The sequence below is a fragment of the Sporosarcina sp. UB5 genome (assembly GCF_050859005.1).
In the GTDB taxonomy this organism is placed as follows: Bacteria; Bacillota; Bacilli; order Bacillales_A; family Planococcaceae; genus Sporosarcina.
The window spans coordinates 2,033,108-2,059,614 of record NZ_CP125984.1 but is presented as its reverse complement, the minus strand read 5'-3'; the positions used below and the strand labels follow the sequence as shown (position 1 = coordinate 2,059,614).

22 protein-coding genes are annotated in these 26,507 nt (G+C 45.4%); all 22 read right to left on the bottom strand.

The features are described from left to right. Window positions 1-41 precede the first annotated feature (41 nt). A protein-coding gene (gene prfB, locus QM454_RS10410) for a peptide chain release factor 2 (RefSeq protein ID WP_432363952.1) occupies window positions 42-1,143 on the bottom strand; the annotation gives its coding sequence in 2 pieces (ribosomal slippage) (window positions 42-1,070 and window positions 1,072-1,143; 1,101 coding nt in all). Between the two features lie 100 nt (window positions 1,144-1,243). Further along, window positions 1,244-3,751, bottom strand: a complete 2,508-nt coding sequence (gene secA, locus QM454_RS10405; protein WP_432357610.1) for a preprotein translocase subunit SecA — start codon at window positions 3,749-3,751, stop codon at window positions 1,244-1,246. A gap of 149 nt (window positions 3,752-3,900) precedes the next feature. Beyond that, entirely contained in the window at window positions 3,901-4,464 is a 564-nt protein-coding gene (gene hpf, locus QM454_RS10400; RefSeq protein ID WP_432357607.1) for a ribosome hibernation-promoting factor, HPF/YfiA family, read from the bottom strand. Window positions 4,465-4,638: 174 nt separating this feature from the next. Further along, window positions 4,639-6,120 carry a methyl-accepting chemotaxis protein gene (locus QM454_RS10395; protein ID WP_432357605.1) on the bottom strand — a complete coding sequence of 494 codons (1,482 nt, stop codon included), beginning with the start codon at window positions 6,118-6,120 and terminating at the stop codon, window positions 4,639-4,641. Between the two features lie 195 nt (window positions 6,121-6,315). Next, window positions 6,316-6,654 (bottom strand): hypothetical protein, encoded by a 339-nt coding sequence (locus QM454_RS10390; protein WP_432357603.1) that lies wholly within the window; start codon window positions 6,652-6,654, stop codon window positions 6,316-6,318. An 11-nt stretch (window positions 6,655-6,665) separates the two neighbouring features. Then, window positions 6,666-7,067 carry a flagellar export chaperone FliS gene (fliS, locus tag QM454_RS10385; protein WP_432357602.1) on the bottom strand — a complete coding sequence of 134 codons (402 nt, stop codon included), beginning with the start codon at window positions 7,065-7,067 and terminating at the stop codon, window positions 6,666-6,668. A 203-nt stretch (window positions 7,068-7,270) separates the two neighbouring features. Continuing rightward, window positions 7,271-8,785, bottom strand: coding sequence for a flagellar hook-associated protein 2 (locus QM454_RS10380; RefSeq protein WP_432357600.1), 1,515 nt, complete (start codon window positions 8,783-8,785; stop codon window positions 7,271-7,273). 15 nt (window positions 8,786-8,800) lie between these two features. Beyond that, window positions 8,801-9,172, bottom strand: coding sequence for a flagellar protein FlaG (gene flaG, locus QM454_RS10375; RefSeq protein WP_432357598.1), 372 nt, complete (start codon window positions 9,170-9,172; stop codon window positions 8,801-8,803). Between the two features lie 137 nt (window positions 9,173-9,309). Continuing rightward, window positions 9,310-10,782: a class I adenylate-forming enzyme family protein gene (locus tag QM454_RS10370; RefSeq protein ID WP_432357595.1), complete on the bottom strand. Its 1,473-nt coding sequence runs from the start codon at window positions 10,780-10,782 to the stop codon at window positions 9,310-9,312. Between the two features lie 18 nt (window positions 10,783-10,800). Beyond that, complete coding sequence (gene fabG, locus QM454_RS10365) at window positions 10,801-11,541, bottom strand: 3-oxoacyl-ACP reductase FabG (RefSeq protein WP_432357593.1); 741 nt, start codon at window positions 11,539-11,541, stop codon at window positions 10,801-10,803. Window positions 11,542-11,553: 12 nt separating this feature from the next. Then, the gene (phaZ, locus tag QM454_RS10360; protein WP_432357591.1) at window positions 11,554-12,453 is read right to left on the bottom strand and encodes an intracellular short-chain-length polyhydroxyalkanoate depolymerase; all 900 of its coding nucleotides are present in this window, start codon (window positions 12,451-12,453) and stop codon (window positions 11,554-11,556) included. After that, window positions 12,425-13,480, bottom strand: a complete 1,056-nt coding sequence (locus QM454_RS10355; RefSeq protein ID WP_432357588.1) for a 3-oxoacyl-ACP synthase — start codon at window positions 13,478-13,480, stop codon at window positions 12,425-12,427. The genes phaZ and QM454_RS10355 overlap by 29 nt, the downstream gene beginning before the upstream one ends. Continuing rightward, window positions 13,477-14,469: a branched-chain amino acid ABC transporter permease gene (locus QM454_RS10350; RefSeq protein ID WP_432357586.1), complete on the bottom strand. Its 993-nt coding sequence runs from the start codon at window positions 14,467-14,469 to the stop codon at window positions 13,477-13,479. Before QM454_RS10350 ends, QM454_RS10355 begins: the two co-directional genes overlap by 4 nt. 4 nt (window positions 14,470-14,473) lie before the next feature. Further along, entirely contained in the window at window positions 14,474-15,334 is an 861-nt protein-coding gene (locus tag QM454_RS10345) for a branched-chain amino acid ABC transporter permease (protein WP_432357583.1), read from the bottom strand. 13 nt (window positions 15,335-15,347) lie between these two features. Next, on the bottom strand, window positions 15,348-16,055 hold the full coding sequence (locus QM454_RS10340; protein ID WP_432363950.1) for an ABC transporter ATP-binding protein: 708 nt from the start codon (window positions 16,053-16,055) through the stop codon (window positions 15,348-15,350). Then, entirely contained in the window at window positions 16,033-16,815 is a 783-nt protein-coding gene (locus QM454_RS10335) for an ABC transporter ATP-binding protein (protein ID WP_432357581.1), read from the bottom strand. The genes QM454_RS10340 and QM454_RS10335 overlap by 23 nt, the downstream gene beginning before the upstream one ends. A 104-nt stretch (window positions 16,816-16,919) precedes the next feature. Further along, window positions 16,920-18,182: a substrate-binding domain-containing protein gene (locus QM454_RS10330; RefSeq protein ID WP_432357578.1), complete on the bottom strand. Its 1,263-nt coding sequence runs from the start codon at window positions 18,180-18,182 to the stop codon at window positions 16,920-16,922. 164 nt (window positions 18,183-18,346) lie between these two features. Further along, window positions 18,347-21,547: a BTAD domain-containing putative transcriptional regulator gene (locus QM454_RS10325; protein ID WP_432357576.1), complete on the bottom strand. Its 3,201-nt coding sequence runs from the start codon at window positions 21,545-21,547 to the stop codon at window positions 18,347-18,349. Window positions 21,548-21,692: 145 nt separating this feature from the next. After that, window positions 21,693-23,294: a gamma-glutamyltransferase family protein gene (locus QM454_RS10320; protein ID WP_432357573.1), complete on the bottom strand. Its 1,602-nt coding sequence runs from the start codon at window positions 23,292-23,294 to the stop codon at window positions 21,693-21,695. A 322-nt stretch (window positions 23,295-23,616) separates the two neighbouring features. Continuing rightward, window positions 23,617-24,549, bottom strand: a complete 933-nt coding sequence (locus QM454_RS10315) for a nucleoside hydrolase (protein WP_432357571.1) — start codon at window positions 24,547-24,549, stop codon at window positions 23,617-23,619. Between the two features lie 29 nt (window positions 24,550-24,578). Next, a complete protein-coding gene (gene rbsK, locus QM454_RS10310) occupies window positions 24,579-25,457 on the bottom strand; it encodes a ribokinase (protein ID WP_432357569.1) in 879 nt (292 codons plus the stop codon). Window positions 25,458-25,473: 16 nt separating this feature from the next. Then, entirely contained in the window at window positions 25,474-26,448 is a 975-nt protein-coding gene (locus QM454_RS10305; RefSeq protein ID WP_432357566.1) for a LacI family DNA-binding transcriptional regulator, read from the bottom strand. Between the last annotated feature and the right edge of the window lie 59 nt (window positions 26,449-26,507).

Genomic DNA, 26,507 nt, shown 5'->3' with positions numbered 1-26,507 from the left:
GACAAAAAAAGCGCACCGAAAGTGCACTTTTTCTGTTTTCATTATGAAATTTTCGAACGTAAATACGCGTTAATGAACATATCGATTTCCCCGTCCATAACAGCGCCAACGTTACCTGTCTCCTCGTTCGTGCGGTGATCTTTCACCATGGAGTATGGGTGGAACACGTATGAACGGATCTGGCTTCCCCATCCGATTTCTTTTTGCTCGCCCCGGATTTCAGCTAGACGCGCTTCTTCCTCTTCCACTTTCAGTTGGTAGAGCTTCGCTTTCAAGAGGTTCATCGCACGCTCACGGTTTTTAATTTGTGAACGTTCTGTTTGACACGTTACGATAGCTCCTGTCGGAATATGCGTAATCCGTACTGCGGAATCCGTCGTATTGACGTGCTGACCGCCCGCACCGCTCGAACGGTACGTATCGATTTTCAAGTCTTCCGTCCGGATTTCGATATCGATGTCTCCGTCGAACTCAGGCATTACTTCTACCGATGAGAAGGATGTGTGACGACGGCCGGATGAATCGAATGGCGAAATACGGACGAGACGGTGAACGCCTTTTTCCGCTTTCAAGTAGCCGTATGCGTTATGGCCTTTAATGGAGAGTGTTACAGATTTTACGCCCGCTTCATCTCCTGCCTGGTAGTCAAGCGTCTCTACTTTATAGCCTTGATCTTCGGCCCATCTTGTATACATGCGCAGCAGCATGGAAGCCCAGTCTTGGGACTCTGTTCCGCCTGCGCCTGAATGGATTTCGAGTACGGCACTGCTGCTGTCGAACTCATCGCTCAGTAGCATTTGCAAGTCGAATTCTTCCATCTTTTTCATGAAGTCTTTCAACTCGGATACTAATTCTTCTTGAAGTTCTTCATCCGCTTCTTCACGGAGCAGTTCAAGCGTCATTTCTAAGTTTTCCTGTGTTTCATTTAAATCATTGAATGAACCGACTGTTGCTTTTAATGCATTCGATTCTGAAATGACTTTTTGCGCGCCATCCTGGTTATCCCAGAAGCCTGGCTCGAGCATCACTTCGTCGAGTTCTTGTATACGTGCCTCTTTGTTTTCTAAGTCAAAGAGACCCCCTGAAGTCCGCTAATTTCTTAGCTGTTTTGTCAAGCTCGTTCCGCACATCGGATAATTCAATCATAGTTGTTCCTCCTGAAAATAAAATGAAACTTCCATCGGCAACGCGAGGTCCCGCGTCACCGATGGGAAGTCAATTTGTTACTTTGTATGCCAGGCTGTTACCCTTTACCGTGGCAGTTTTTGTATTTCTTGCCGCTTCCGCAAGGGCACGGATCGTTACGGCCGATGTTGACCGCGCGGCGCACCGGCTTCTTCGTCACTTTCTCGCCGTCTTCTTTCGGGTTGACGGCCTGCCCTTTCGCTACTTCCTCACGCTCTAGGTTGTTACGAATCTCAGCCTTCATAACATATTTCGCGGCATCGTTTTCGATTGACGTCACCATATCTTCGAACATGGCGAAGCCTTCTGATTGATACGCACGAAGTGGGTCAGTCTGTCCGTAAGCACGTAAATGGATACCGTGACGCAATTGATCCATCGCATCGATATGGTCGGTCCATTTCGAATCGATCGCCCGTAAGAGGACAACCTTTTCAAATTCGCGCATTCGGTCCTCTGACATTTCGGCTTCCTTCTCATTATATCGTTCAATGACCGTATCGTGAATCATTGTTTTTAATTCTTCTTCGGTTTTTCCTTCCATTTCCTTAACCGTTATCCGGCCTTCCGGAAGAAGGTTCGCACCGAGGAAGTCTTCAAGGCCTTTCAATTTCCAATCTGAATTGTTGTCTTCCGGCGCATGCATGTCAACGGCACGGTCGATAACATTTTTCAGCATGTTTTCAAGTACTTCTCGAATATTTTCGGACGCAAGCACTTCATTACGTTCTTTATAAATAATTTCACGCTGTTGGCGGAGTACGTCGTCATATTGCAGCAAACGTTTCCGGGAATCGAAGTTATTCCCCTCTACCCGTTTCTGTGCAGATTCGACGGAACGTGACACCATTTTCGATTGGATCGGTGTCGTATCGTCCATACCAAGCTTCGTCATCATGCCTTTCATTTGTTCGGATCCGAAGCGACGCATTAATTCATCCTCAAGGGACAAGTAGAACTGCGTTACACCTGGGTCCCCTTGACGGCCCGAACGTCCGCGAAGCTGGTTGTCGATACGACGTGATTCATGTCGCTCCGTACCGATAACCGCAAGCCCGCCAAGCTCTTGAACACCTTCGCCGAGCTTAATGTCCGTACCACGGCCGGCCATGTTCGTCGCAATTGTAACAGCGCCTTTTTGTCCAGCTTCCAAAATGATATCGGCTTCACGGCCATGATTTTTCGCATTCAATACGTTATGCGGAATGCCGTATTTTTTCAAGAAGTTCGAAATAATTTCGGACGTTTCGATTGCCACAGTACCGACAAGAACAGGTTGTCCGTTCTTATGGCGCTCTTTAATATCCTCAGCAACCGCTTTATACTTCCCTTCCATTGACGCGTAGATCAAGTCTGGACGGTCGTCTCTTGCGATCGGTCGATTCGTTGGAATAGCGATGACATTCATATTGTAAATATTACGGAATTCTTCCTCTTCCGTTTTCGCCGTACCCGTCATACCGGATAGTTTGTCGTACATCCGGAAGAAGTTTTGGAACGTAATTGTCGCAAGCGTCATCGTTTCATTCTGGACTTCCAAGCCTTCTTTCGCCTCAATTGCCTGGTGCAAGCCGTCACTGTAACGGCGGCCTTTCATAAGACGGCCCGTGAATGAATCGACGATAACGACTTCGCCTTCCTGGACGACGTAATCGACGTCAACATGCATGCTCGCATGCGCCTTCAATGATTGATTAATGGCATGGTTTAACGTTACATGTTTCAAGTCGAACAAGTTCTCGATGCCGAAAGCCTTCTCTGCTTTTTCGATACCTGTTTCTGTCAAAACGACACCTTTTGTTGACTCGTCATAGGAATAATCTTCTTCCTTTTTCAACGTAATTACGAAACGGTTCGCCAAGCGGTAAAGCTCCGCTGATTTTGAAGCTTGCCCGGAAATGATTAATGGCGTACGCGCCTCATCGATCAAAATCGAGTCAACTTCGTCAATGACTGCGTAATGAAGCGGTCGCTGCACTTTATGCTCATCATACAACACCATATTGTCGCGTAAGTAGTCAAATCCAAGCTCATTGTTCGTCGTATACGTAATGTCCGCAGTATACGCTTCACGCTTTTCCTCTTTCGACAGGCTGTTCAAGTTCAAACCGACGGTCATTCCGAGGAACTCGAAGAGCTCGCCCATTTCTGTTGCGTCACGGCTCGCAAGATATTCGTTCACCGTAACGACATGGACGCCCTTGCCTTCAAGCGCATTTAAATAAACCGAGAGTGTCGACGTTAACGTCTTCCCTTCACCAGTTTTCATCTCCGCAATATTTCCTTCATTCAAAGCGGCAGCACCCATGAGTTGTACACGGAACGGATACATACCAAGTACACGGCGTGAAGCTTCGCGAACGACCGCAAATGCTTCCGGCTGTATATCTTCAAGTGACTCACCGTTCGTAAGCCGCTCTTTGAATTCTTCCGTCTTCGCTTTCAGCTGTTCATCGGAAAGCTGCTCCATCTCAGCCGCATGCTCTTCAACTTTATCGGCAACTTTTTCCAGCCGCTTCAAATCTCTTTTATTCGGATCAAATAGTTTAGTCAATACGCCAAGCATTTACGTCACATCCTCATTAAGTTCACCCTTCATTTTAACATTGTAAAAAGCACGGTGCAAATGGTCTGGGCATTTTTGCAGGGATTTTTCGAAAAATCATTTTTTCATAATAAAACCCCCGGATTTCTCCAGGGGCTGTTCATATCTATTTAGTTTGTTTCAATTAAACCGTATTTTCCATCTCTACGTTTGTAGACGATGTTTGTACCGTCTGACTCTGCATCTGTGAAGATGAAGAAGCTGTGTCCAAGCATGTTCATTTGAAGAATAGCTTCCTCTTGGTCCATCGGCTTCAAGTTGAATTGTTTTGTGCGGACGACTTGGAATTCAGCGTCATCGCCTGCTCCGTCATCAGCACTGACCATTTCCTTCTCTACAGATTGCAGGAAAGCAGCGACGCCTTCCTTTTCACGGAATTTGCGGTTCACCTTTGTTTTATATTTTCGAATTTGTCGTTCTAGCTTATCGGTAATCAAGTCGATCGCAGCGTACATGTCTTCATGGCGCTCTTCTGCCCGAAGTGTCAAATTCTTCATCGGAATTGTAATTTCCACTTTTGTTTGCCTGTCGTTATACACTTTCAAGTTTACATGGGCTGTTGCGTTTGCACCTTCTGTGAAGTATCTTTCGAGTTTTTGCACTTTCTTCTCGACGTACTCACGAATTGCCGGAGTTACTTCAAGGTTTTCCCCTCGGATGTTAAAGTCTAGCATACGAACTCCTCCTTTAATTAACCGTTACTATATACTTCTACATCTATATTTTAATTTCCTTCTTTTATTTGAAGGAAAATTAAAATCTTGTCGAATTGTGACGGAATCATCACATAGGAGATTTTTTTATTTCTTATCTATTCTCTATATTCATTATACCAAATCTGGGCAGAATTATCGAACTTTAGCCATCTCCCTCGTTCGTCTCATCGTTCCGTCCAACGTCTTAACGATTTGCTCGTTGTCGGAGACTGTTGCGTGTACAGTTGCATTTACTTCTTCAAGCGATGCACTTGATTGCGCCAGCAAATCTGCGAATGTGCCCGTCATATCTCCGATGTCGGACGTTTGTTCCGAAACGATTTTCATTTTGGATTCAAACAGTTGAAACTTCTGATGAAGCCTATCCATCGTTTGATGCATCCGTTCGATTTTCTGTTCCGCCTGCACGGTCATCGCTCCTTGTGATTTCAATTTTCCTGTACTTGCCGTTAAGTTCTCTCTGGAGCGGTCGTTCATCGTGTTTACATCGTTCAAATTCCCGTTAATTTCTGACAGTGTTTCGGCTGTCATATTCGCAAGCTTACGAATTTCTTCAGCCACGACTGCGAAACCTTTTCCATGATCCCCTGCGCGAGCTGCTTCAATCGACGCATTCAACGCTAACAGATTCGTCTGGTCGGTAATCGTCGCGATCGATTTCGCAAGCGAGTTTGTCCGTTCGATATTATGCGTAAGCGCGCCGAAAGAACCATTCAATTCATTTAACAATTGCTCGACTTCTTCCATGCCGGTCCGCACATTTCGCATCAAGTAGACGATCTCATCAGACTCTGTACGCAGTTCAGTCGCTTCCACTACCATTGACTGGGTTTCATTCCGCATGTCCATAACATCGTTTTGTGTGCGTCTTGCATTTTCAGCAATCATACCGATTTGCTCAGCTTCCCGTTCGACACCCGCTGCAAGCGCATCCATAATACTAAGCAACTCTTGCTGTGAATCTAAATGACGTTCAGCCGTATTTCCGATTGACGTTAAATCATCTGCTACTTGCTCGACGTTTTCATTCAAACTCCGGTGCTTCCGTTCCTCTTCCATTGCGAGCTCCGCCTGCTCTGTTGTGAATTGATTCACACGCACCTCTAATTTCTTCGTCTGCCTAATTTGGATTAGCAATCCGACAGCCATAAGAATGAGCGGAAGAAAAACGGCCCCTTTACTTGACGCAATTTGTTCCTGATAAGGATAATTCGTCAAAAATACAATCATGACAAGTATCGACATCGCGAAGCCGAACGACATAATTCGCATCGATACGTGGACGCTTGCGATTCCTGCAATGAAAAATGCAATTCCTGCGGTCGCGATTGACGGATCGCCGACTACTCCGTTAAAAATTGCAGCTGCCGCCGATATGCCGATAATGGCCCATGGGAACAGCTTTTCAAAAAACAAAAATTTCCGTGATAAAAGAAAGAGGATGACCGATGTCGTCATTGGTATCGTCATGCTAATCGTCTTTAAAGCATCTTGCCCAGTCAAATAGTAAAAGACTGCGCCGATAAAGCTTGATGCACCAAGCGTGACGAACAATATGAAATTTTTCTTCGAAAATTGTTCCTGCATTAATTTATCCACATTTTCTGCTTTCATTCCCCATTCCTCCTTGCCTGCCCTGTTAATCTTTTCCTTATACTTTAATGTATCACGAATAGTCAAATAGTTCCACGACTTTCAATAGCGATAAAGAACTTTTGGAACTGACTACTAACAATTTTTAGTAAGATTAAAACAACAAAAAAGATGAAGGAAATGGTATGCTTTCCTTCATCCGGAGTAAAAATATGATTATTGTTTTGTATCATAAAATGTCCCGTCACGCGCTACTTTACCATAAGGATTCACGTAGCTTTTAACATGTTCTTTCTTCGACTGAGCAGCGGTAATATCTGCGCGAATCAATTTCATGTAAGAAGCAAGGGCAGCGACGACTTCTTGTTCAAGCGCGACAAGCTTCTTGCCCATTTCCTCTTCTTCTGGCGTAAACGGTCCGATTATTTCCTGCTGCAACGTGTCCCGTTCATCGAGCAGCTCATTAATGTCATCGATAACGGAATCCCGTTGCTCTTCCTCGGTACGACTTATCGTGGACAGAAGTTGATGTGCAACTTCTTGCCACCGTATCATCGACGGCCGGATCATATTCCGTCCGTATTCGCATATTGCTTCGTGCGATTAATTTGGATTACTTGCTTCCACGTATCGCGAAACTCCGTAATAATTCCGGCAGCTTCATCGTAAAGTGCGATGTCGTTTTTAATATTCCCTTCAACTAGGCGATTATTGACGAAATCATAAAGCACCATCATGTTTTCCGAAACGGGTACAGACATGTCTAACGTAACCATTAGCTCAGATACGATTGCTTGTGCTTTTTGCGTCGCCGTGTTTTTTTCTTCGATGTTGCCTTGTTCCATTGCCTTTTTCGCCTGTTGAATAAATTTTAAGCAGCCGTTATAGAGCATGAGTGTCAATTCCCCAGGCGTCGATGTGTTGACAGAGTTGTTTTGATATGTTGCATATGGATTGTTTATTGCCATTGATTGAATTCCCCTTTTTATGGATAGCATTGTTACTTATAAATGGTGATTTCCGCTTCAGGCGGACGCTTTCCTGCTCCCAACGCTTCGCTTTTGGTCGCAAAAGCCGTTCTTAGTGACGGCTTTCGCAGGAGTCGCCGCCTTACGCTTCAATCAACAATAATCACAAGCAACAAAGAAATGTTCATACTTCTATCCTTCTATTACATTCCGCCGAATGCGTTCATGAGGCTTGCGGATTGCATGTTTGCCCGTTGGATTGCGCGTTCCATTGCGGTGAATTGTTTCCAGTAACGGTCCTCTACCATTTTCAATCGATCTTCAAAACGTTCGATTTGTTGGTTCATGCTTTTTAATGAACGGCCGAGTGTAAATGTATCACTAACCGAACCGGAAGTGCCCGCCTTCTCGGAAATGACTTTAATCGTGTTATCAACTGTCTTACGGAATTGGTGTGCGAGTCCACCCTTTTGCGTTTCATCAGCAGTTTTCGCGAACAACTCGTACACTTTATTCGGATCAGCCGCAATCGCTTTTCGAAGATCATCTTCATTGATTCTCAGTTTTCCATTTTCTTTGAAGTCTTTAATCGGTTCGATTCCAAGGTCAGCTAAGCGAATAGACGTACCATCAGACGTTTCTACCGAACTGCTCATCATCTGACGAAGGTTTGTGAGCAAACTTGCAATAGTAGGGTCGTTACGAAGCGTACCACTTTTCGCTTTTTCTTCCCATAACTCAATTTCCTTCTCTTTCATTTCTTTCTTCTGTTCATCAGAAAGAGGTTGGAAGTTCCGGTATTTCGGCTCACGGATTTTCGCGTTCAACTCTTCGATCAGTTTGTTGTAATCATCGACGAATTTGACGACGGACTCAACGATTTTGTCTGTGTCGGGTGCAGAGCTGAAGGTTACTGCAGTTCCAGGTGCCGTAGGTTGTTTAAGTGTAATTTCGAAACCGTTAATGGTGAACGTATTGGATGACCGTTTTGTTTCGAGTCCGTTGAATGTAAATATGGCATTTTGACCTCGATTAACTGTTACCGGCGCTGGATCTCCGTCTTGATTAGGTGCTGTATTCAACTGAAGCACTTCTGCCAATTTACCACCAATTACAATTTCGGCCCCACTTTTTCCTTCTCCACTATTTTTAGCCGTCGCGGCTATCTTCCCAGTAAATTCATCAAAATAAGCAGTCAATCCTGTTTCACTATTAATCTTTGATAATACCGCATTAATCGTTTCCGTACCGTTAAATTTAAGTTCTTTCACTGCACTCAATTCACCGTTAGCATCTATCGTTTGGATCTTTATAATTTTTTCACCTGCATAGCCATTCAATTCTTCTAACTTAGTAGAACCTGTAACAGCAGTAGATGATTCAAGTTTTCCTCCAATAACTGTTGCCTGTTTAGCTAACTGTTCAACTTCAATCGTCCCCGCGAACTCACTAGTCGCGCTTAACGCTTTAATGGCTACAGCATCTGGGTTTGATATATTTACCGATTTTTGTAGGAATGTTGTTTGACGCCCCATTGTATCCGACACTTTGTACGCCAAGTCCCTTAAATTCCGGTTGACGCTTCGGTAATCATCCAACTGCCACTCTAAATACTGCTTTTTCTGTGTGATTTTTTCCATTGGGAGGCGGTGTGCTTGCATCATGTCTCTTATGATCTGTTCCGTGTCCATCCCTGTTGCTAATCCGCTAATTCGCATAAGCTAGTACCCTCCTCAAATTTTCCGGTCGATGAGCAATCCGACAAATTCCTTCATGGCGGCATATACATCCATTAATTTTTTCGAAGGAATCTCTCGGACCACCTCGTCTGTTTTCGAGTCGACGATTGTGACGTAGTATTCCTTTAATTCATCATGCATTTTGAACCGTAATTGTGTGTTCATGCTTTCTAGAAATTTATTCATACTATCGGTCATTTGCCGCGCCTTTTCTACGGACAATTGCCGCCCTTCCCCTGATTGCTGTTCTTTTTGAGCTGAGACGGCCTGTATACTCGTTACTGCAATTTCTTTGTCTAGCACTGTATTTTCTATAGTTGCTCCAATTTGCTGCGTACTGTTTGTTCCCCCAATTCGTCCAACCATTTCCCAAACCTCCCTATAGTAGAAGATCCTATTACTCCTTTTATCGACTGCCGCGGAAGAAAGTTGAGCGCTTGAATAAAAAATAACCGGTTAAATGGAAACAAAAAAAGGCGGCAACTCGTTAAGTTGCTCGCCACTCACGCTAATCGTAGCAATTCATTTTTATCGATCTTACCGACATGCGTTTTCGGAAGCTCGGATACGATAATAAACTGCTTCGGAATTTTATAGGAAGCTAAAAATCCTTTGCAATGTGCAATTAACTGTTCATCGTTAACCGCGCAATCTTCTTCTACCGTCACAAATGCAACGACTTTCTCTCCCCATACGCTGTCTTCCGTACCGATAACCGCAGCTTCCCTTATCCCGGCACACGTAATGAGGCATTGCTCCACTTCTTGCGGATATACATTTTCCCCACCCGTAATAATCATATCTTTCTTCCTGCCAACGATCCAAACGTCCCCATCCTCATCGACTTTTGCCAAGTCCCCCGTTCGGAGCCACCCGTCAACGAGCGCTTCCCTCGTTTCGGTAGGTTTATTCCAATAGCCGGTAAATACATGCGGCCCTTTTACGTACAACTCGCCAATTTCCCCTGTAGCACAGCGATTTCCGTGGGAATCCAACACTTGAATTTCATTGAACAACATACTTTTCCCGACAGAGCCGATCTTCCGAGCTGCCACATGAGGGCTAATGAAAAAATTGTTTGGACCCGCTTCCGTCAATCCATACCCTTCCTTGAATCGCAACCCTTTTTCACGGAAGGAATGGTAAACCGTCTGCGGACAAGGTGCTCCGCCGGAAAGGAAAACGTCCATTGATGGAAATGAAGATTGCTGGAAGTAAGATGTCTCCGTCATTAACTGATACATCGTCGGGACGAACAACGATATTGTCGCTTCGTATGTATCCGTCGCCTTGAGTGCTTCTGTCGGTTCAAACTGATGGCCGACGACGACCGTTCCGCCCGCCATAAGCAATGGAATGCATAACGCGTTCAATCCACCCGTATGAAAAAGTGGCATATAATTAATCGTCGTGTCGCGATCTGACAGTCCCCAGCTCGTAATTGTGTTCAGCGCATTCCAATTGACCGCATCATAGGAAAGCATCACACCTTTCGGCAACCCGGTCGTGCCACCCGTGTAAATAATCATCCACGTGTCTGAACGATTACCTACACTCGGCTGCCAGTTCATCCGCAATTGAACCGTTTCAATTATGGAAAACGAGTTCATTCTACACACGTTTAATTCATTCATCCGACTTTCAAAATTATTATCGAACAGAAGTAAAGAAGGTGCCGAATCGTCAAGCAGTCCTTGCAATTCATAACTGCTTAACCGCCAATTGAGCGGGACGTATATGAGCCCTTGCAGTTCACATGCGAACAGTACGGCGAAAAGCTCCGGCTTGTTCGGTGAATAGACGGCGATCCGATCCCCTTTTTCAAAACCTTGTGCATCGAAAAAAGATGCCCATCGCATAATCCGGTGTTGTAAATCGGCGTAAGTCCAGCACGTTTCCGAATGGACGTCAATCAATGCGGGCCGTTCCGCGGAAAGTGCAGCCCTTTTCAATATCCAGCCATGCTCATGGAACACGCGGAACCCCTCCTCCCTTTACATTGTGATGCCGCCGTCAACATGCAGAACGTGTCCGTGGACGTAATCCGATTCCGCGCTTGCCAAAAATAAATACGCGTTTGCAATATCTTCCGGCTTTCCGAGCCGTTGTAATGAAACGACTGATTCCATCTGTTGAATGATTTTCTCAGGCATCTTTGCAACCATTGCGGTCGCCGTAAATCCAGGCGCTACAGCGTTGACATTGATTCCTTTCCGACCAAGTTCCTTCGCCCATGTTTTCGTCATCCCGACGACTGCCGCTTTTGTCGCTGCGTAGTTCGTTTGACCGAAATTCCCATACACGCCGCTGACGGATGACGTATTAATAATTTTTCCACTGCCTGCCGAAATCATATGAGATGCAACTGCTTGCGTGCAATTGAAAACGCCCGTCAAGTTTACGTCAAGTACTTGCTGAAAATCTGCCGGATCCATTTTCAACAGAGTCGCGTCTTTCGTAATGCCTGCATTATTAATTAACACGTCAATTTTACCGTGTCGTTCTAGTGTTTGTTCAACTAGACGGTCGACACTTTCGCGGTCGACGACGTCAACTTGCACGAACGTGACGTCATGCCCGTCCTTCTTTAATATCGCTTCCTGTTCTTTTCCAGTCTTTTCATCAAAATCGGCCATCATGACGGAAGCTCCCTCTTCCGCAAAACGAATGCACGCAGCGAGGCCGATTCCGTTCGCGCCACCTGTAATAATGGCCACTTTTCCTAATAGTCTCACGCCGTCATCTCCTCACGCCAAAAATGTTTCAATCGTTTTCGTTAGTTGTTCTAAATTATCGACGAGCGGCGAATGCCCCATATTTTCAAGTGAAATGAACGTCGCATTGTCGCCAAGGTCTTCTATAATTTCATCGGTCATTTGTGCCGTTATGACATAGTCTCTGTCCCCGCGTAGCACAAGTACCGGGATATCGATACCTTTCGCCTGGTCAGATCCTTCGTTTACGCCGTTATAATGCGGGCTTATATTGAAAGTGTTCAACGAATGATACACATCCGCTAAATTACGCTGCGTCAACATATCGTCCACATACTCATCGTATTTCGCTGCTTCCGGCTGTTTATACGTGTAAATTAACGTATTCCAGACAGCTTTCAGCCCTTCCCGGTTTTCGGTGTCGTACAGCCCTTGGATTGCAAGCGTTTTTCCTGCATCTTGTTCGACATCTTCAATCGTTTGAAGTCGATGTTCGAGATCTGGACTGCCGTCTTCCTTCGTTCCGTAAAACGGATAGCCGCGCGTCGAGGCGGATGCGAGCAATACGAGTTTCTCACATTTGCCCGGATGGTCCGCTACATATTGCATACAGACCGCTCCTCCTGTCGACCAACCGACAAGATGGAAATTTTCCAACTCTAACGCATCGATGAAGCCTGCAAGATCTTCTGAAAAATCGCTAATGCCTGTTACTCGTTCGTTATACGTCGACTCCCCGAACCCACGGAGATCTGGTGCGTAAATCTTATATTTCGCATCCATCGCGTCCATTAGCACGTCCCAATGTTTCGACGACGTCATATTGCCGTGAACGAGTATGACGACTTGCTCGCCGCCTCCTCGTTCACGATACGCAATCTGTTCACCGTTCTTCAGTTCCACTTTAGGCAGTTTCACTTTTGGAAATGTCATGTACGTTCTCCTCCTCACTCTTTCCCCATTTCACTGTAATCGCCCCCCACGCGTACCCAATCCCTGCGCTGACGAGGACGGCGATTTGTCCTTCGTTCAATTTATTAGCTTCGAGAGCGAGCTCCAAAGACAAAATCTGGTCCATTTGCCCGATATGCCCGTATTCATGTAAATAAATCGATTGCTCTTCATTCAGACCGAGCTCCCGCAAGACGTAATCATGAGCTGATTTCTTCATATGCAAAATCGCTAAATAATCGATGTCCTTTTCAGTTAACCCGCTTTTCTGCAATGAACTGCGGATAACTTTTAGGAAGTTTTCCATTGATTTCTGTTCTAGACGCGCTTTCATACCAATCGGATCGAGCACGTCAAGACGGTAGTACCCGTTGTCAAGATCGCTTGCCGTAAGCGGCTTCTTCGTCCCGCCGACTGGTACGACGACATCCTCAGAAAAAGAGCCGTCCGTAATGAGCTCCGACTCGAGGACAATATTTTCCGCATGATCGCGTCGCAAAATCATTGCCGCCCCGCCCGCCGCCAAGTTAAACATGAAGCGGGTCCTTTCATTTTCATAATCGATAAAATCGCCATTTCGATACCCGCCGGCTAGAAGGACTGTACGGATATCCGGGTTTGCCACCATAAGGCTTTTTGCCACTTTCATCGCCATAATCGCCGTCCCGCAACGGAGCGCGACGTCAAATGCCCATGCGTGATAAGCACCTAATTCCTCCTGCATTTTGATAGCCGCCGTCCATAGCGGATACTCTTTATGCTCTTCCCCAATATAAATGATGACGTCAATTTCCTTCGGGTCGACTTGCCCTTTCCGTAGCGCTTCACGAGCTGCCCAAATGCCCATCGCGACAGTATGGTCATGCTCTCCTGGAATCGGTTTTTCCGTAATGCCCATTTTCGTTTTCACGACGTCCACCGGCAATCCGGAACGTTCCGCGATTTCTTCAGCAGACATTTTGGTCGACGGGATATACGTACCGATACTGACAATTCCTACAGTCGTCATGTAATTTCCTCCTTCCCGACAGGACGCGTTTTCGTCTTCCGCTTCCAAAGTTTTTCACGAATCGTACCAACGATGCCGCGAGGGAAGAAGATGACCGCTAAAATATAGACGATGCCGAAGAAAATGATCCATCGTTCGAAAATCGGATAGTCTTTCGCAAGTCCGGATAAGTAATGCTGAGTTAGTTCAATGACACCCGCACCGACAATCGGTCCAATGAGCGTACCGACTCCGCCGATAATCGTCATGAGCAATGCATCGAGTGTTATATCCAACGTCAAGACGCTCGTGTTGACGAACCGTAACGATACTGCGTAAAGTGAACCCGCTAAGCTTGCGATGACACCTGCAACGACAGACGCAATCACTTTATAATGCAATGTATTAAACCCTAGTGATTTCGTGCGCTGTTCATTTTCCCTTACCGCGACGAGCACGCGTCCAAATGGCGAGTTGACAAATCTGCGCAACAAAATATAAACGAGCACGAGACAGACGAGCGCGACGAAATAATAGACGACCCGGTCTCTAAAAATTTCAGGAGCCTTGAACGTAAAGCCGTCATTCCCTTGCGTCACCGTACGCCATTTTTCTGCAAGAACTAAAAACAAACCTGAAACAGCTAATGTGAGCATTGCAAAGAAATGGCTCTTCAGTCGCAACGTCAGTAGCCCGATGAAAAAACTGACCAAACCCGCGAGCAGCATCCCGCAAACAATCGATAAGATGAAAACACCGATGGAAGGCTCTATCCTTTTCAGCATGACCGCGGTCATATACGCTCCCATCCCGAAGAACATCGCATGCCCGAACGAAACGATGCCTGTGTAACCGAGCAAAATATCATAGCTCATCGCCAAAATTGAAAAGATAAAAATCTGTGTTAATAAAATAGTCCATGTCCTTGAATCCGAGACGAACGGGAAAACGGCGAGAACGAGAACAATGACTCCGAGAAACAAGTTGTTCCATTGAAATTTGTTTTTCATGCCGTCACCCCTTTGCCGTAAAAAGCCCTTGCGGACGGAAAATTAATACGATAGCCATTAGCATCATATTGACCGCAAGTGATAAAGCAGGAACGTAATACGCCATATAGCTTCCCGCGAGACCGACTAAAATGGCCGCGAACAACGATCCCGGGAAACTGCCCATCCCACCGATGACAACGACGATGAACGCCAAAATCGCAAATTCAAAGCCCATTTCTGCGTAAACAACTCCGGAATACGGTGCAAACAGAACACCGCTTAACGCTGCAAGCGCAGATCCTGCCATGAAAACATACAAGAAAACACGCTTAATATTAATGCCAAGTGCTTGCACCATGTCTTTATCCATGACACCAGCCCTAACGATCAAGCCGATTTTCGTTCGTTGCAGTATGAATTGGAAAACGCCAAACACTAGAAACCCAACAAAGATAATGAATAACCGGTACTTAATAATGAGGACGTCTCCAAATTCCCAACTTCCTGCTAAGTACGACGGCACTCGCGCCGCCATTTGATTCGGCCCCCAAACAACTTTCAACATTTCGGTAAGTACAAGCATGAAACCAAGCGTAATGAGAATTTGTTGAACGTGATTGCCGTAAACCGGCGTAATAATTAGCTTTTCGGTAATAAAGCCTAAAATAATTCCCGTAATGATTGCACCGAGTATACCGACGGCAAAGCTTCCCGACAGTGTATAAATCCAAATGCCTGAATAGGCGCCCCATGCAAACAGACCGCCATGTGCAAAATTCAGCACGCTCATGAGACCGAAAATAAGTGTCAACCCTGAAGCGAGAAGAAAGATGAGCATGCCCGTCGCCAATCCGTTCACCGTCAAATTGATGAGTAATTCCATCGTGCAACCCCCTTCATCCGATTCCTAAATATTTTCGTTTCACTTCTTCATTGTGAATGAGGTCCGCCATCTCCCCTGCATGGACCGTCTCCCCGTCATCAATGAGCGTGTATCGATCACCAATCCGGCTCGCCATCATGAAATTCTGTTCCACGAGCACAATTGTCGTGCTTTTTTTCATTTCCGTAATGGCCTCCATTACAGTTCCAATAACGATCGGTGCAAGTCCTTTCGACGGCTCGTCAATGAGGAGCAGCTTGCTATCATTGACGAATGCCCGCGCCATCGCGAGCATTTGCTTCTGCCCACCCGACAGATGCCCGCCGTCCTTCTTCCAAAACGTCTTCAAATCCGGGAAAAGTTCAAGGACATATTCTTGCCGTTTATACGCCGCTTCGTCTTCTTTCCGCATCGCGACTTTCATATTTTCCTCAACAGTTAAGTCTCCAAAAATGCCTTGATCTTCCGGCACATAGCCGATTCCTTCGTTCGCAATTAGATACGTCGCCTTTTTCGTAATGTCCTGTCCATTAAATTGAACTGAGCCTTTTGAAGCTGGCGTCAACCCCATAATTGTCTTCAACGTCGTCGTCTTACCCGCCCCGTTGCGCCCGAGCAACACGCTCACTTCCCCTTCACGCGCTTCGAATGAAACACCTTGAAGGATATGGTACTGGCCGATGTGCGTATGGATGTCCTCAACTTTCAGCAAGGTTTTCATCGTGTTCATCGTATAGACCTCCTAAATACGCATTTTGGACAGTCTCATTGTCCATAATTTCCTGCGGGCTCCCATCCGCCAGCAACTTGCCGTTGAAAAGCACCATAATGGAATCCGACAAGTCCAAAATCATATCCATTTTATGTTCAATTAATAAAATCGTCTTCTCGCCTGTCTGTTTAATTTTCCGGATGACGTCCAGTATCGCAGGCACTTCCTCGAGAGACATGCCGGCAGTCGGTTCATCAAGGAGCAACACTTCCGTATCAAGTGCAAGTAGCATTGCAATTTCAAGCTTCCGTTTCTCTCCGTGGGATAATTGACTTGCGATGGCATATTCCTTACCGTCGAGTAACACGAGTGAAATGAGCTTCTCAGCTTCTTCAATGAGCTGTTTATAATGGATAAAGTGGCGGTACATCTGGTACCGGATTTTCTCTTTTGATTGGACTGCTAACCGGACATTTTCTAGTACAGTCAAATTCGGAAACACATTCGTAATTTGAAATGACCGACCGAGCCCTTTCCGTGTCCGAGCGACGGCTGATAAGGAAGCCATCGATTCACCTTTAAAGAAGACATCTCCTTCTGTCGGTTTCAGTTCGCCGCTTAACAAGTTGAAAAATGTCGTTTTGCCCGCCCCGTTCGGCCCGATAATCGATTTCAAGTGCCGCGGTGGCATTTCAAAATTCACTTTAGATACGGCCGTATGCCCACCGAATCGAATTGTCAGATTTTCTGTTTTAATGATCGGTTCCACCGTTCTCCCCCTCCCCCGTCCTTCTCAAACAGATGAAATATGCGCTTTCATCCGTTTGAGAAGGACAGCGATAACACTGTCCTTCTTTTATTTCCCATCTGAATTTAGTTATTGATTGGTGGCTCAGTCTCTTCAGGCGAAAGCTCCCTAATGAGTACCGGAACCGGATATGGGACGCCATCTTGTTTTTCAAGCTTGATGGAATAAAGCGTTTGCAATGCTTGGTGATCTTCTGCTCGGAATGTCATCGTGCCTTTCGGCGTTTCAAACGACATGCCTTCCATTACTTTAATGAGCGCATGGCCGTCCGCGTCGCCATTTGTTTTCGTCAATGCTTCAACGATTGCTATAGCAGCCGACATGCCGCCCGGTGTGAATAAATCTGGAACTTCGCCGTTAAAGCGTGCTTTATGTTCCTTTACGAGCCAATCATTCACTTCATTATCTGGAAGTGTGTGATAGTAAACAGAGAACCCTTCCATGCCGACGAGTGGCTCCATGATGGACAATGCTGGAATGTCCGGTGCACCTGTCGAGATTTTGATGCCTTTTTCTTGCATCTTCAAATCAGCGATCTGGTTCCAAGGCGAGTTCGCCCCTGCCCAGACGACAAACATATAATCCGGGTCCGCTTCAATAATTTTTTGCAAGTTAGATGTGAAATCCGTTGCTGCAGGATCCGCGAATTCCTCGATGACGACTTCCGCCCCTAAAGCTTCCGCCGCTTTCTTAAATGCTGCTACACCATCCCATCCGAATGAATAGTCCGGTGCAAATGTCGCGATTTTTACGCCAGGCCCTGCAATTGCAGCAGCTCCAGCGACAGCATCTTGTGACGAGTTACGCGCCGTCCGGAAAATGAACGGGTTGAATTCTGAACCTGTAATGCTATCCGCTACTGCCGGTTCAACGATCATAATTTTCTCGTACTCTTCTGCTAGAGGTAGAACTGCGAGTGTGTCACCAGAACTGGAAGATCCGACGAGGAAGTCGACTTTATCCTCTTCCAACAGCTTCGTTGCTTTTTGGACAGCGACTTCTGGTTTCGTTTCTGTATCTTCAAAAACGACTTCAATTTTCTTCCCTGCCACTTCCATCGTGCCGCCTGTTGCATATTCAAGTCCGAGCTCAAAGCCATTTTTTGTTTGCTTTCCGTACGACTCGAGCGCACCTGTTAATGAGGCGAGGACACCGATTTTGATTGTGCCTTGCTCTTCGGTTTTGCTTTCTCCCGATACTGGTGTTGTCGTTTGCGAAGTTGTTTCTTTTTCAGAAGTCGTTTCCTTCCCTTCTTCTGATTTGCTGCAAGCTGCACTGATGACGAGCACCATTGCAAATAATAGAACGAACCACAATTTCTTTTTCATACTGCAACTCCTCTCTCCATTCGTTTTGAAAACGCTTTCTTCCTGTCTACTACTCTATTGGATGCGAGTTGCAAAAGAGTTACAAAACAAAAGCGGAGGGCGCTCGCTCAGCTTCATTCAACAGAAAAATATATAGAAAAAGGCGAAGGACAAATTCCCTTCACCTATAGTTCATTCATAATCATCTTGTACATCTGCTCTGTTGTTTCCATCGGGTCGATGGAGAGCTCTTCTTGTAGAACGGATTGGCATTTTCTGTACCATTTGATTGATTGTGGGCGGTTTTGGAGTTGGTAATGGGCGTACATGAGCAACCGGTACGCTTCCTCCCACGTCTGATCGATGCGCAATAGTTTTTCTGCCCATTCGATCGTTTTTCCATAGTCCTGCAATCTCGTATACGACTGGGCGAGGCGTTCGAGCGCTTGAATATAGAGCTGTTCGACTCGCTCACGTTCTTGCGCAATCCATTCAACGGACAACTTCTCTTCAAATAGCTTTCCTTTATATAGAGCAGCCGCTTTCAACAGATTGTCTACCGATTTTTCTGCAGTTTTCTCGACTAGCCCCATTTCTACGTATCGTTTAAACTGCTCGAGATCCGTACGGATGTCGGCTTTCGGATTTAGCCGGTACATCGTCTGTTTGCGAAGAATAAAGAACGAATTTTCCCTTGCGCCCCGATTTGGCTCGATCACTTTTAACAACGCGTTTAATGCAACTTTGAAATCACGATCCGCACTTTTGTCGTCAGCATCCTCCCATAACGCCTGCATAATTTCTTCTTTCGGGACGTACCGGTTTTTATTCAATAGCAAATAAATAAAAATCTCTTTCGACTTATCCCGCTGCCATTTCCGGTCGTCCACTTCTTCAAGCCCGAGATGAATTATGAAAGGGCCTAATAGTTGGACATCGATTTTATATCCCGGATGTGACGTTACGTCTTCTAGTTCGAGAAGGTCGATGGCACGATGGATGCCTGCATGCTCCGGAAGCAAACGGGCTGCCTTTAGTACTAAAGGATAGATCGATTGCCGATCGAACGGGCCGAAAATCGTGTCGACCGTCAAAAAGAAGAAATAGTTGTGTTCCAAACAACGTGTGAAAAAACGTTCAGATTGCTCCAAAAATCGCTCATCATCCCCTAAACGGTGAGCTAGTTTCATCGACCAAAACGCCGTCACCATTTCTCCGTAGAAATCCCCGCACTGTTGGAATAAACGGCCCGCTTCTTGCAAATGGTGTCCCGATTCCACTTCATCGTCTGCATAATAATGAACGATTGCTAGACCGATATGAATTAACGCGGAGAGCCATCCGTCATTAACTTTTTCCGTTTCCCGCAAACCCGCTTCTCCGTACCGGATTGCTTCTGTATATTCACCTTGCCGAGCTGCAACAATCGATAGTCCCATATACGGTTCCGCATTGCCGCGCGACACATTTAGCTCATCCATCCGCTCAATCGCCTGGATATAATGCTCTTTTGCAATGGTGATATCGGCTGGATCGGCAATTGCTTTCGCATGGCCCATCCGAATGAGCCCGACCGCTTCAACAAAGCTCGATTTCTCTGCTTGTCCAAGCTGGATTCCTTTCGCAGCACTTTCTAGCGCAAGCTCGTTCTCACCAGTCATCGAATAAATTAATGAAAGCAAAATATCCGTTTCTCGGTGTGAATCTGGCAACGTCGTATCGTTCACACGTTCCAATAAAATCGTTTGCGCTTCCCGTAGATTGCCTGTTCTTAGCGCAATTCTCGCGTCTAAATTCCCTTCCCGAAGAACTCTTTCATCGTGAATTTCCTGTTGGACCCATTTCGCAGCGTCCGAAGCTTTCCCAAGATTGACGAGGTTTTCGGCAAATTGCCGCTTCAGCAACTCCATTTCCAATTTACTCGTCTTTTCGCTCTTCTCTGCTAATAAAATTGCATTCATTAAATAAGGATCCGCCAATCCCGGTTGAATCGTGTCGAGATAAATATTCGCGATTCCAGCATGAGCACGCCCGGCATAATAGTCGTCTCCTTGTCGTTCTGCCGCCTCCACACATTTCGTGTAAGCAACTCTCGCTTTCTCGTAAAAGGCGCGGTACCGATGCGCTTCCCCTTCAAAATAATAAAGAGGATAATATGTTTCAAACACATCAGGCGGCAACCCTTTCATACTATCGAGCAGCCACTCGAACTGTCCGGCTTTAATTAAACTAGCGCCATTGTCAACGATAATTTGTCCGATGAACAAAGGGTCTCCGCTTTTCACAGCGTGAGAAATAGCTTGAATCGGATTCGCTCGCTTAATATAAAATTCCGCCGCCAGTTTTTGAGTTGCGCAAAACTGCTCAACATCGACAGTTTGCCATTTCCGCTCTAAAAACTGCTGGAAAAGGGCATGGTAGCGGAACGTTCCTTGTCCGAGAGACTGGATGAAAACATGGCGTTCTGCAAGCTGCTCGAGTGTGTTCGCCGCTTCATTCCCATAAAACGAACGAATAAGCTCTAAGGAAAATGTCGGGAAGATGGAAAAGGCTAACAACCAATCTTTCTCTTCTTCACTCATCCGGTTAAATACTTCCTCAGAAAGATAGGCGAACAATTCATGTAAAGCAGGTTTCATAGCGGTCGGTAAATGGGAGTCACCCCCGGAAAGGTGGAGCGCAAGCAAATTGACCGCAATCGCCCATCCTTCTGTCAACCGGACGACAGAAGCTGCCTCTGCTTCGGTAAGTGTTTGGTCAAAATAATCCTCATAAAAAACGGCCACTTCCTCTTCTGAAAAGAGAAAGTTCTCTTCTGTTAGCTCGCATAACTGCCCCGTCACTTTCAGCTTGACGAGACTCGTCCAACGTGGACGGTTCCGTGTTGCGACAATTAAATGGACGTTTGGCGGCAATGCACCGATTATTTTTTCAACGAGGTAATTGACTAAAAATACGTGATCGACATGATGGAAATCGTCGATGACAATGAAAAAGGAGGTGGCGATTTCACAAAGTTCGTTTATGAAAAGGGCGAGCCATCGTTCAAGATCCATTTCCTTAAGATGTAACGTCGATTCATCCCATTCAGATAAGGAAGCCCCGAATTCCGGTATGACGCGGCGAATGCTCTGGGTCAAACAAGTGATGAACGGAAGAACGTCGTCATCTTCATCCGTTACGGAATACCAACTATATGACGCGTTCGTATCATGGAAAAATGCGGATAGCCCCGAACTTTTTCCATACCCCGCCCCACTATGTAGCAACGTCAGCTTCACCCGGTCCGCCATCTTCATCTTTTTGATAAACGAAGCTCTCCGCATATACGTGGTGGATGGCGTTGGCGGCATTAGTTTAGATAGTAAAATGGGCTTTGTCTGCATCGATTCTCACCTACCCTAGTGTCTCTTTCTAACTAGTTTATCATAAGAAGGTTCTGAATTGGTTGACATTGTAAGTGGATAAATAAAAAAAACACTTCCTTTCAGGTTCTATTTAGAGACCGTAAAGGAGGTGTTAGTAAGCCACTCACCAAACCGCAATTGCCCCATCCGTTCTCGCTTCAGTGCCGCCTGCGAGGACGCCTGTTTCCGGATCGCGCCAAATGATTTGTCCTCTACCGAACGGTCCGCCGTCTAATGTCGGTACGATTTGATGCCCGAGACGAGTGAGTGCCTGCGCAAGATGATTCGGGAAGTTCGGCTCGACATGCACTCTATTCCCCTCCATCCATTGCCAACGCGGCGCATCCAACGTAGCTTGTGGATTTAGGTGATAGTCGACTGTGTTGACGACGACTTGGAAATGGCCTTGAGGCTGCATGAACCCACCCATAATGCCAAACGGGCCGACAGCTTGTCCATCTTTCGTCAAAAATCCTGGGATAATTGTGTTGTACGAACGTTTACCTGGTTTCAACACGTTCGGGTGCGTTGGGTCGAGGGAAAAATCGACGCCTCGGTTTTGAAGTGCGATTCCTGTTCCCGGCACGACAATTCCTGAACCGAAGCCCATATAATTCGATTGGATGAATGAAACCATATTCCCCTCTTCATCTGCTGTCGCCAAATAGATTGTTCCACCTTTGGGCAATTCATAAGGCTCCGGAATCGACGCGCGTTCGGTAATTTCTGCAGCCCGTTTCTTCGCATATTCTTTTGACAGTAACTGTTCGACATCAATCGGCATATCCTTTTCTTCGGTAATGAACGCTTTCCCGTCGATGAAGGCAAGTTTCATCGCCTCGATCTGTTCGTGGAGCGATTTTACATCGTTCGGAACAGCAGCATTCATTTCAGAATAAATATTGAGCGCCATAAGCGTCACAATGCCTTGCCCGTTCGGTGGAATTTCCCACACGTCATAGCCTTTGTAATTCGTTGAAATCGGATTGACCCATTCGACTTTGTAGTTTTCAAGATCAATCTTACGTAAATAGCCATTGTTTTCAGCTATATGCGCATCGATTTTCTCCGCAAGTTCACCTTTGTAAAAGGAATCCGCATTCGTTTCACCGATTGATCGCAATGTTTTTGCAAGATCCCGCGACTTCCACATTTCTCCGATTTCAGGAGCTCTTCCGCCGGGTGCGAACACGTTGAACCACTCATCGAATTCAGCGGAATTAAGCGATTTAAATTTATTGTACGCAATACGCCAATATTTCCCGAGAATCGGTGTGAGTGGATATCCTTCTTCCGCATAACTGATTGCCGGTGCAAGCGATTCGATTAACGGTAACTTACCAAATCGTTTTGCAAGTTCCGCCCATGCCGCAGGAACGCCTGGCACCGTAATTGGCGTGAAGCCGTATGTCGGGATTTTCTCATGTCCCGCCTCTTTCATCGCGTCAAGCGTCATCGCTTCCGGCGCAGGTCCCGATGCATTTAAGCCATACAACTTGTTCTTCATCCATACAATTGCAAACGCATCACCGCCAATGCCATTCGTCGTAGGCTCGACAACTGTAAGTGCAGCAGCCGTTGCGATCGCCGCATCTACCGCATTTCCACCCTTCTGCATCACTTCAATGCCCGCCTGAGCCGCAAGCGGTTGCGACGTCGCCACCATCCCTTTCCGCGCAAATACGGTATGGCGTGTCGTTGGAGTTGGGTTGTATAAGTAGTCCACTTGAATTCCCCCGTTTTTCTTCTATTATACAATACTTACAGAAAATCGGATTGAAATTTTAGAATACTATATTTAAATAAAAAATTGTTTCACGGTGCCTTGTTTCACGGTGCCTTTTCACGGTGCCTGTGCACGACACATTTATGACAATTCGACTATTTGTATAAAAATACAAATAAAAACCAACTATCATATGAGATAGTTGGCTTTTCGATTTTTCTTATGCATTTGTAGTGTATAATCTGAATTGTTCGTTGCACAGCGGCGGAAACTATTCTAAATCTTTCACTGCGCAGCGGCGCAAACAATTCTGGAAACTGCTTTATCTTTTTAAGTACTCTAGGAATGTTTGTAGGAATCTATCGCTATCGACGCCGACGCAGATGTTGACGTTTGGTTCTTTTTTATAAATGTTTCTGAAGTCGCAAATTGTTTGGCCGTAAGTTAGTTCGCCTTTTGTTTCTACATCAACGTAGTATTTTTCTGTTTGTACGATGGATGGATCTAGAGCGACTCCGACGGATAATGGATCGTGCATTGCGCAACCATTTATGCCGTAGAGGTTAATTGAAAATTGTCTGTAATCGACGGTGCTAGTCTTTACGAAATCGTAATACTTCGTACCTTTCAATTCTTCAATATGCTCTTCTGTTAACAACACTTGTCGTGTTACGTCTAAGCTTACTAACGTAATGTTCGCTCCTGAATGGAAAACAACTTTTGCTGCTTCTGCATCCGCAAAAATATTGAATTCAGAAGTTGGGATTGTATTTCCTCGTCCTGATGATGAAACAAGGCCACCCATCACGATAATTTCTTTCAGCCATTCAGCTAATCTTGGCTCTTTACGAACTGCTAACGCAACGTTTGTAAGTGGGCCTACTGCAATAAGAGTGAGTTCACCTTTATGTTTTTTCGCTTGCTCAATAATAAAGTCCGGAGCAAAGACATCATTTTCAGGAAAATCGATGTCAATATGGTCGAGCGCTCCACCGACACCGTCATTACCGTGCACTCGGAACTCATGATAAGGCTCTTTTAAAAGTGGACGGTCTGCACCTTTGTACACTTTAATTTGATCTGCCACTCCAGCTAGCTTTAAGATTCTATTTGTATTAATGTTCACTTGTTCTAGTGGGACATTTCCGGAAACCGCCGTAATCCCTAGAATATCAAGTTGCTTACTGTTTACTGCATGCAAGATAGCGAGTGCATCATCCACACCCGTGTCCACGTCTATAATGACCTTTTTCAAATTACTCACTCCTCATACTCATTCTGCGTTTAATTGTTAATAAATGCCTGAACTTCAGCATCAGTTGGCATTCCCGTTTGAGCGCCAAGCTTTGTCGTCGATAAGGCTGCTACTGCATTTCCAAACTGACAAGCTGCTTCCAAAGGTAATCCTTTTCCTAACGCAACTGCAAACCCAGCGTTAAATGAATCGCCAGCACCCGTAGTATCTACAACGTCAACTGTATAAGCCGGAATATTTAGCTCCTTGCCATCCTGGAAGTAGGAAACACCTTCACTTCCTTTTGTCAGGATTACTTTCTCCATAAGCTCTGCACGAATACCTTCAAATGTCACATGCGTAAATTCATGTTCGTTCGGTGTTATATAATCAACGTTCATTAATAAATCAGCTGGAAGGTCACAAATAGGAGCCGGATTCAAAATGACAGTAACTCCGTTTTCTTTCGCAATTTCGACTGCTTTTTGTACACCTTCTAACGGAATTTCAAGCTGAACGATTAAAATATCGCTCGTCGCAATTGCATCTCTCTTTGCTTCCACGAATGATGCCGTCACATAATTGTTCGCACCTGGTACGACAATAATATTATTATCTTTGTTAGAAACGATGATGGACGCGGTTCCTGTCTGATCCGCAACTTGTTCGACATGGCTCACGTCAACACCTTCGCTTTTCAAGTGCTGGAGCATCTCCTTGCCGAACATATCCTCTCCAACACAACCGATCATTTGAACGGTTGCACCGAGTCTTGCAGAAGCGACCGCTTGGTTTGCACCTTTTCCACCAGGATTCATTTGAAACTGTTGACCTAAAATTGTTTCACCCATTTTAGGAAGTTGATCCGTAATCGTAACGAGATCCATATTAATGCTTCCAACAATCGTTATTTTAGGAGCTTGTCCCATTATCATTTCACCCACTTTATGTTGAATCTCTTTCTACTAATTGAACATCAAACTGATAAAAGGTTTGTTTAACAGTTTGCCCTTTTATTAACTTAATGAGCATCTTTGCCGCCTTCTGACCTAACTCATACAACGGCTGTTCAATCGTCGTAAGTTCTGGTATCGACGCTTGCGCTAAAGCGATTCCGTCAAATCCAATGATTGAAATATCTTCAGGTATTTTTAACCCGTGCTCATAAGCTGCCTTCATCGCACCAATCGCCATCGTATCGCTCGCGGCAAAAATCCCGTCAATATCAGGATGTTTTTGGAGTAGCTCTAGCGCGACCTCTGTTGCCGTGTCCATACGATAGTTTCCATTTACAATATAACTTTCTGTAAACCATTCTTCCCCTGAAACGACGTCTCGATAACCTTCACAACGCTCATTCGCGTTTAATAAATCAAAAGGCCCTCTAATATGAGCAATTTTCCGGCGCCCTTTTTCTTTTAAAAAGCGGGTCGCCATTTGCGCGCCTTTCTTATTATCAACGACGATCGTCGGGATATCTTTACTAATTTCCCTGTCTATGCAAACGACAGGAACCGGTAACTCACGAATCGTTTTTTCTTGTATTGTGTTGGAGGCAATGATGATGCCATCTACATACTTTTGAAGCAAAACGTCTACGTACCGCTTTGCTTTCTCTTCATTTTCATCCGTATTACATAAAATAACAGTATACCCAAGTTTCGTCGCCGTATCTTCAATCGCTCGTGCTAATTCAGGAAAGAATGGATTCATAATATCCGGCAAGATTAATCCGAGCGTTTTCGATTGCTTGTTAAACAAGCTTCTTGCAACTTCATTTGGTCTATAGTTGAGCTCCGCAATGGAAGACTCTACTTTCTTCCGTGTATCTTCATGAACATACCCTTTGTCATTTAACACTCGTGACACGGTTGCAACAGATACACCTGCATGTTTTGCGACATCTCTAATTGAAGCCATTTTACATCACTCCATTTTAACTGTCGGTAACCGGTTACACATAGTGTGCATGACAAAGG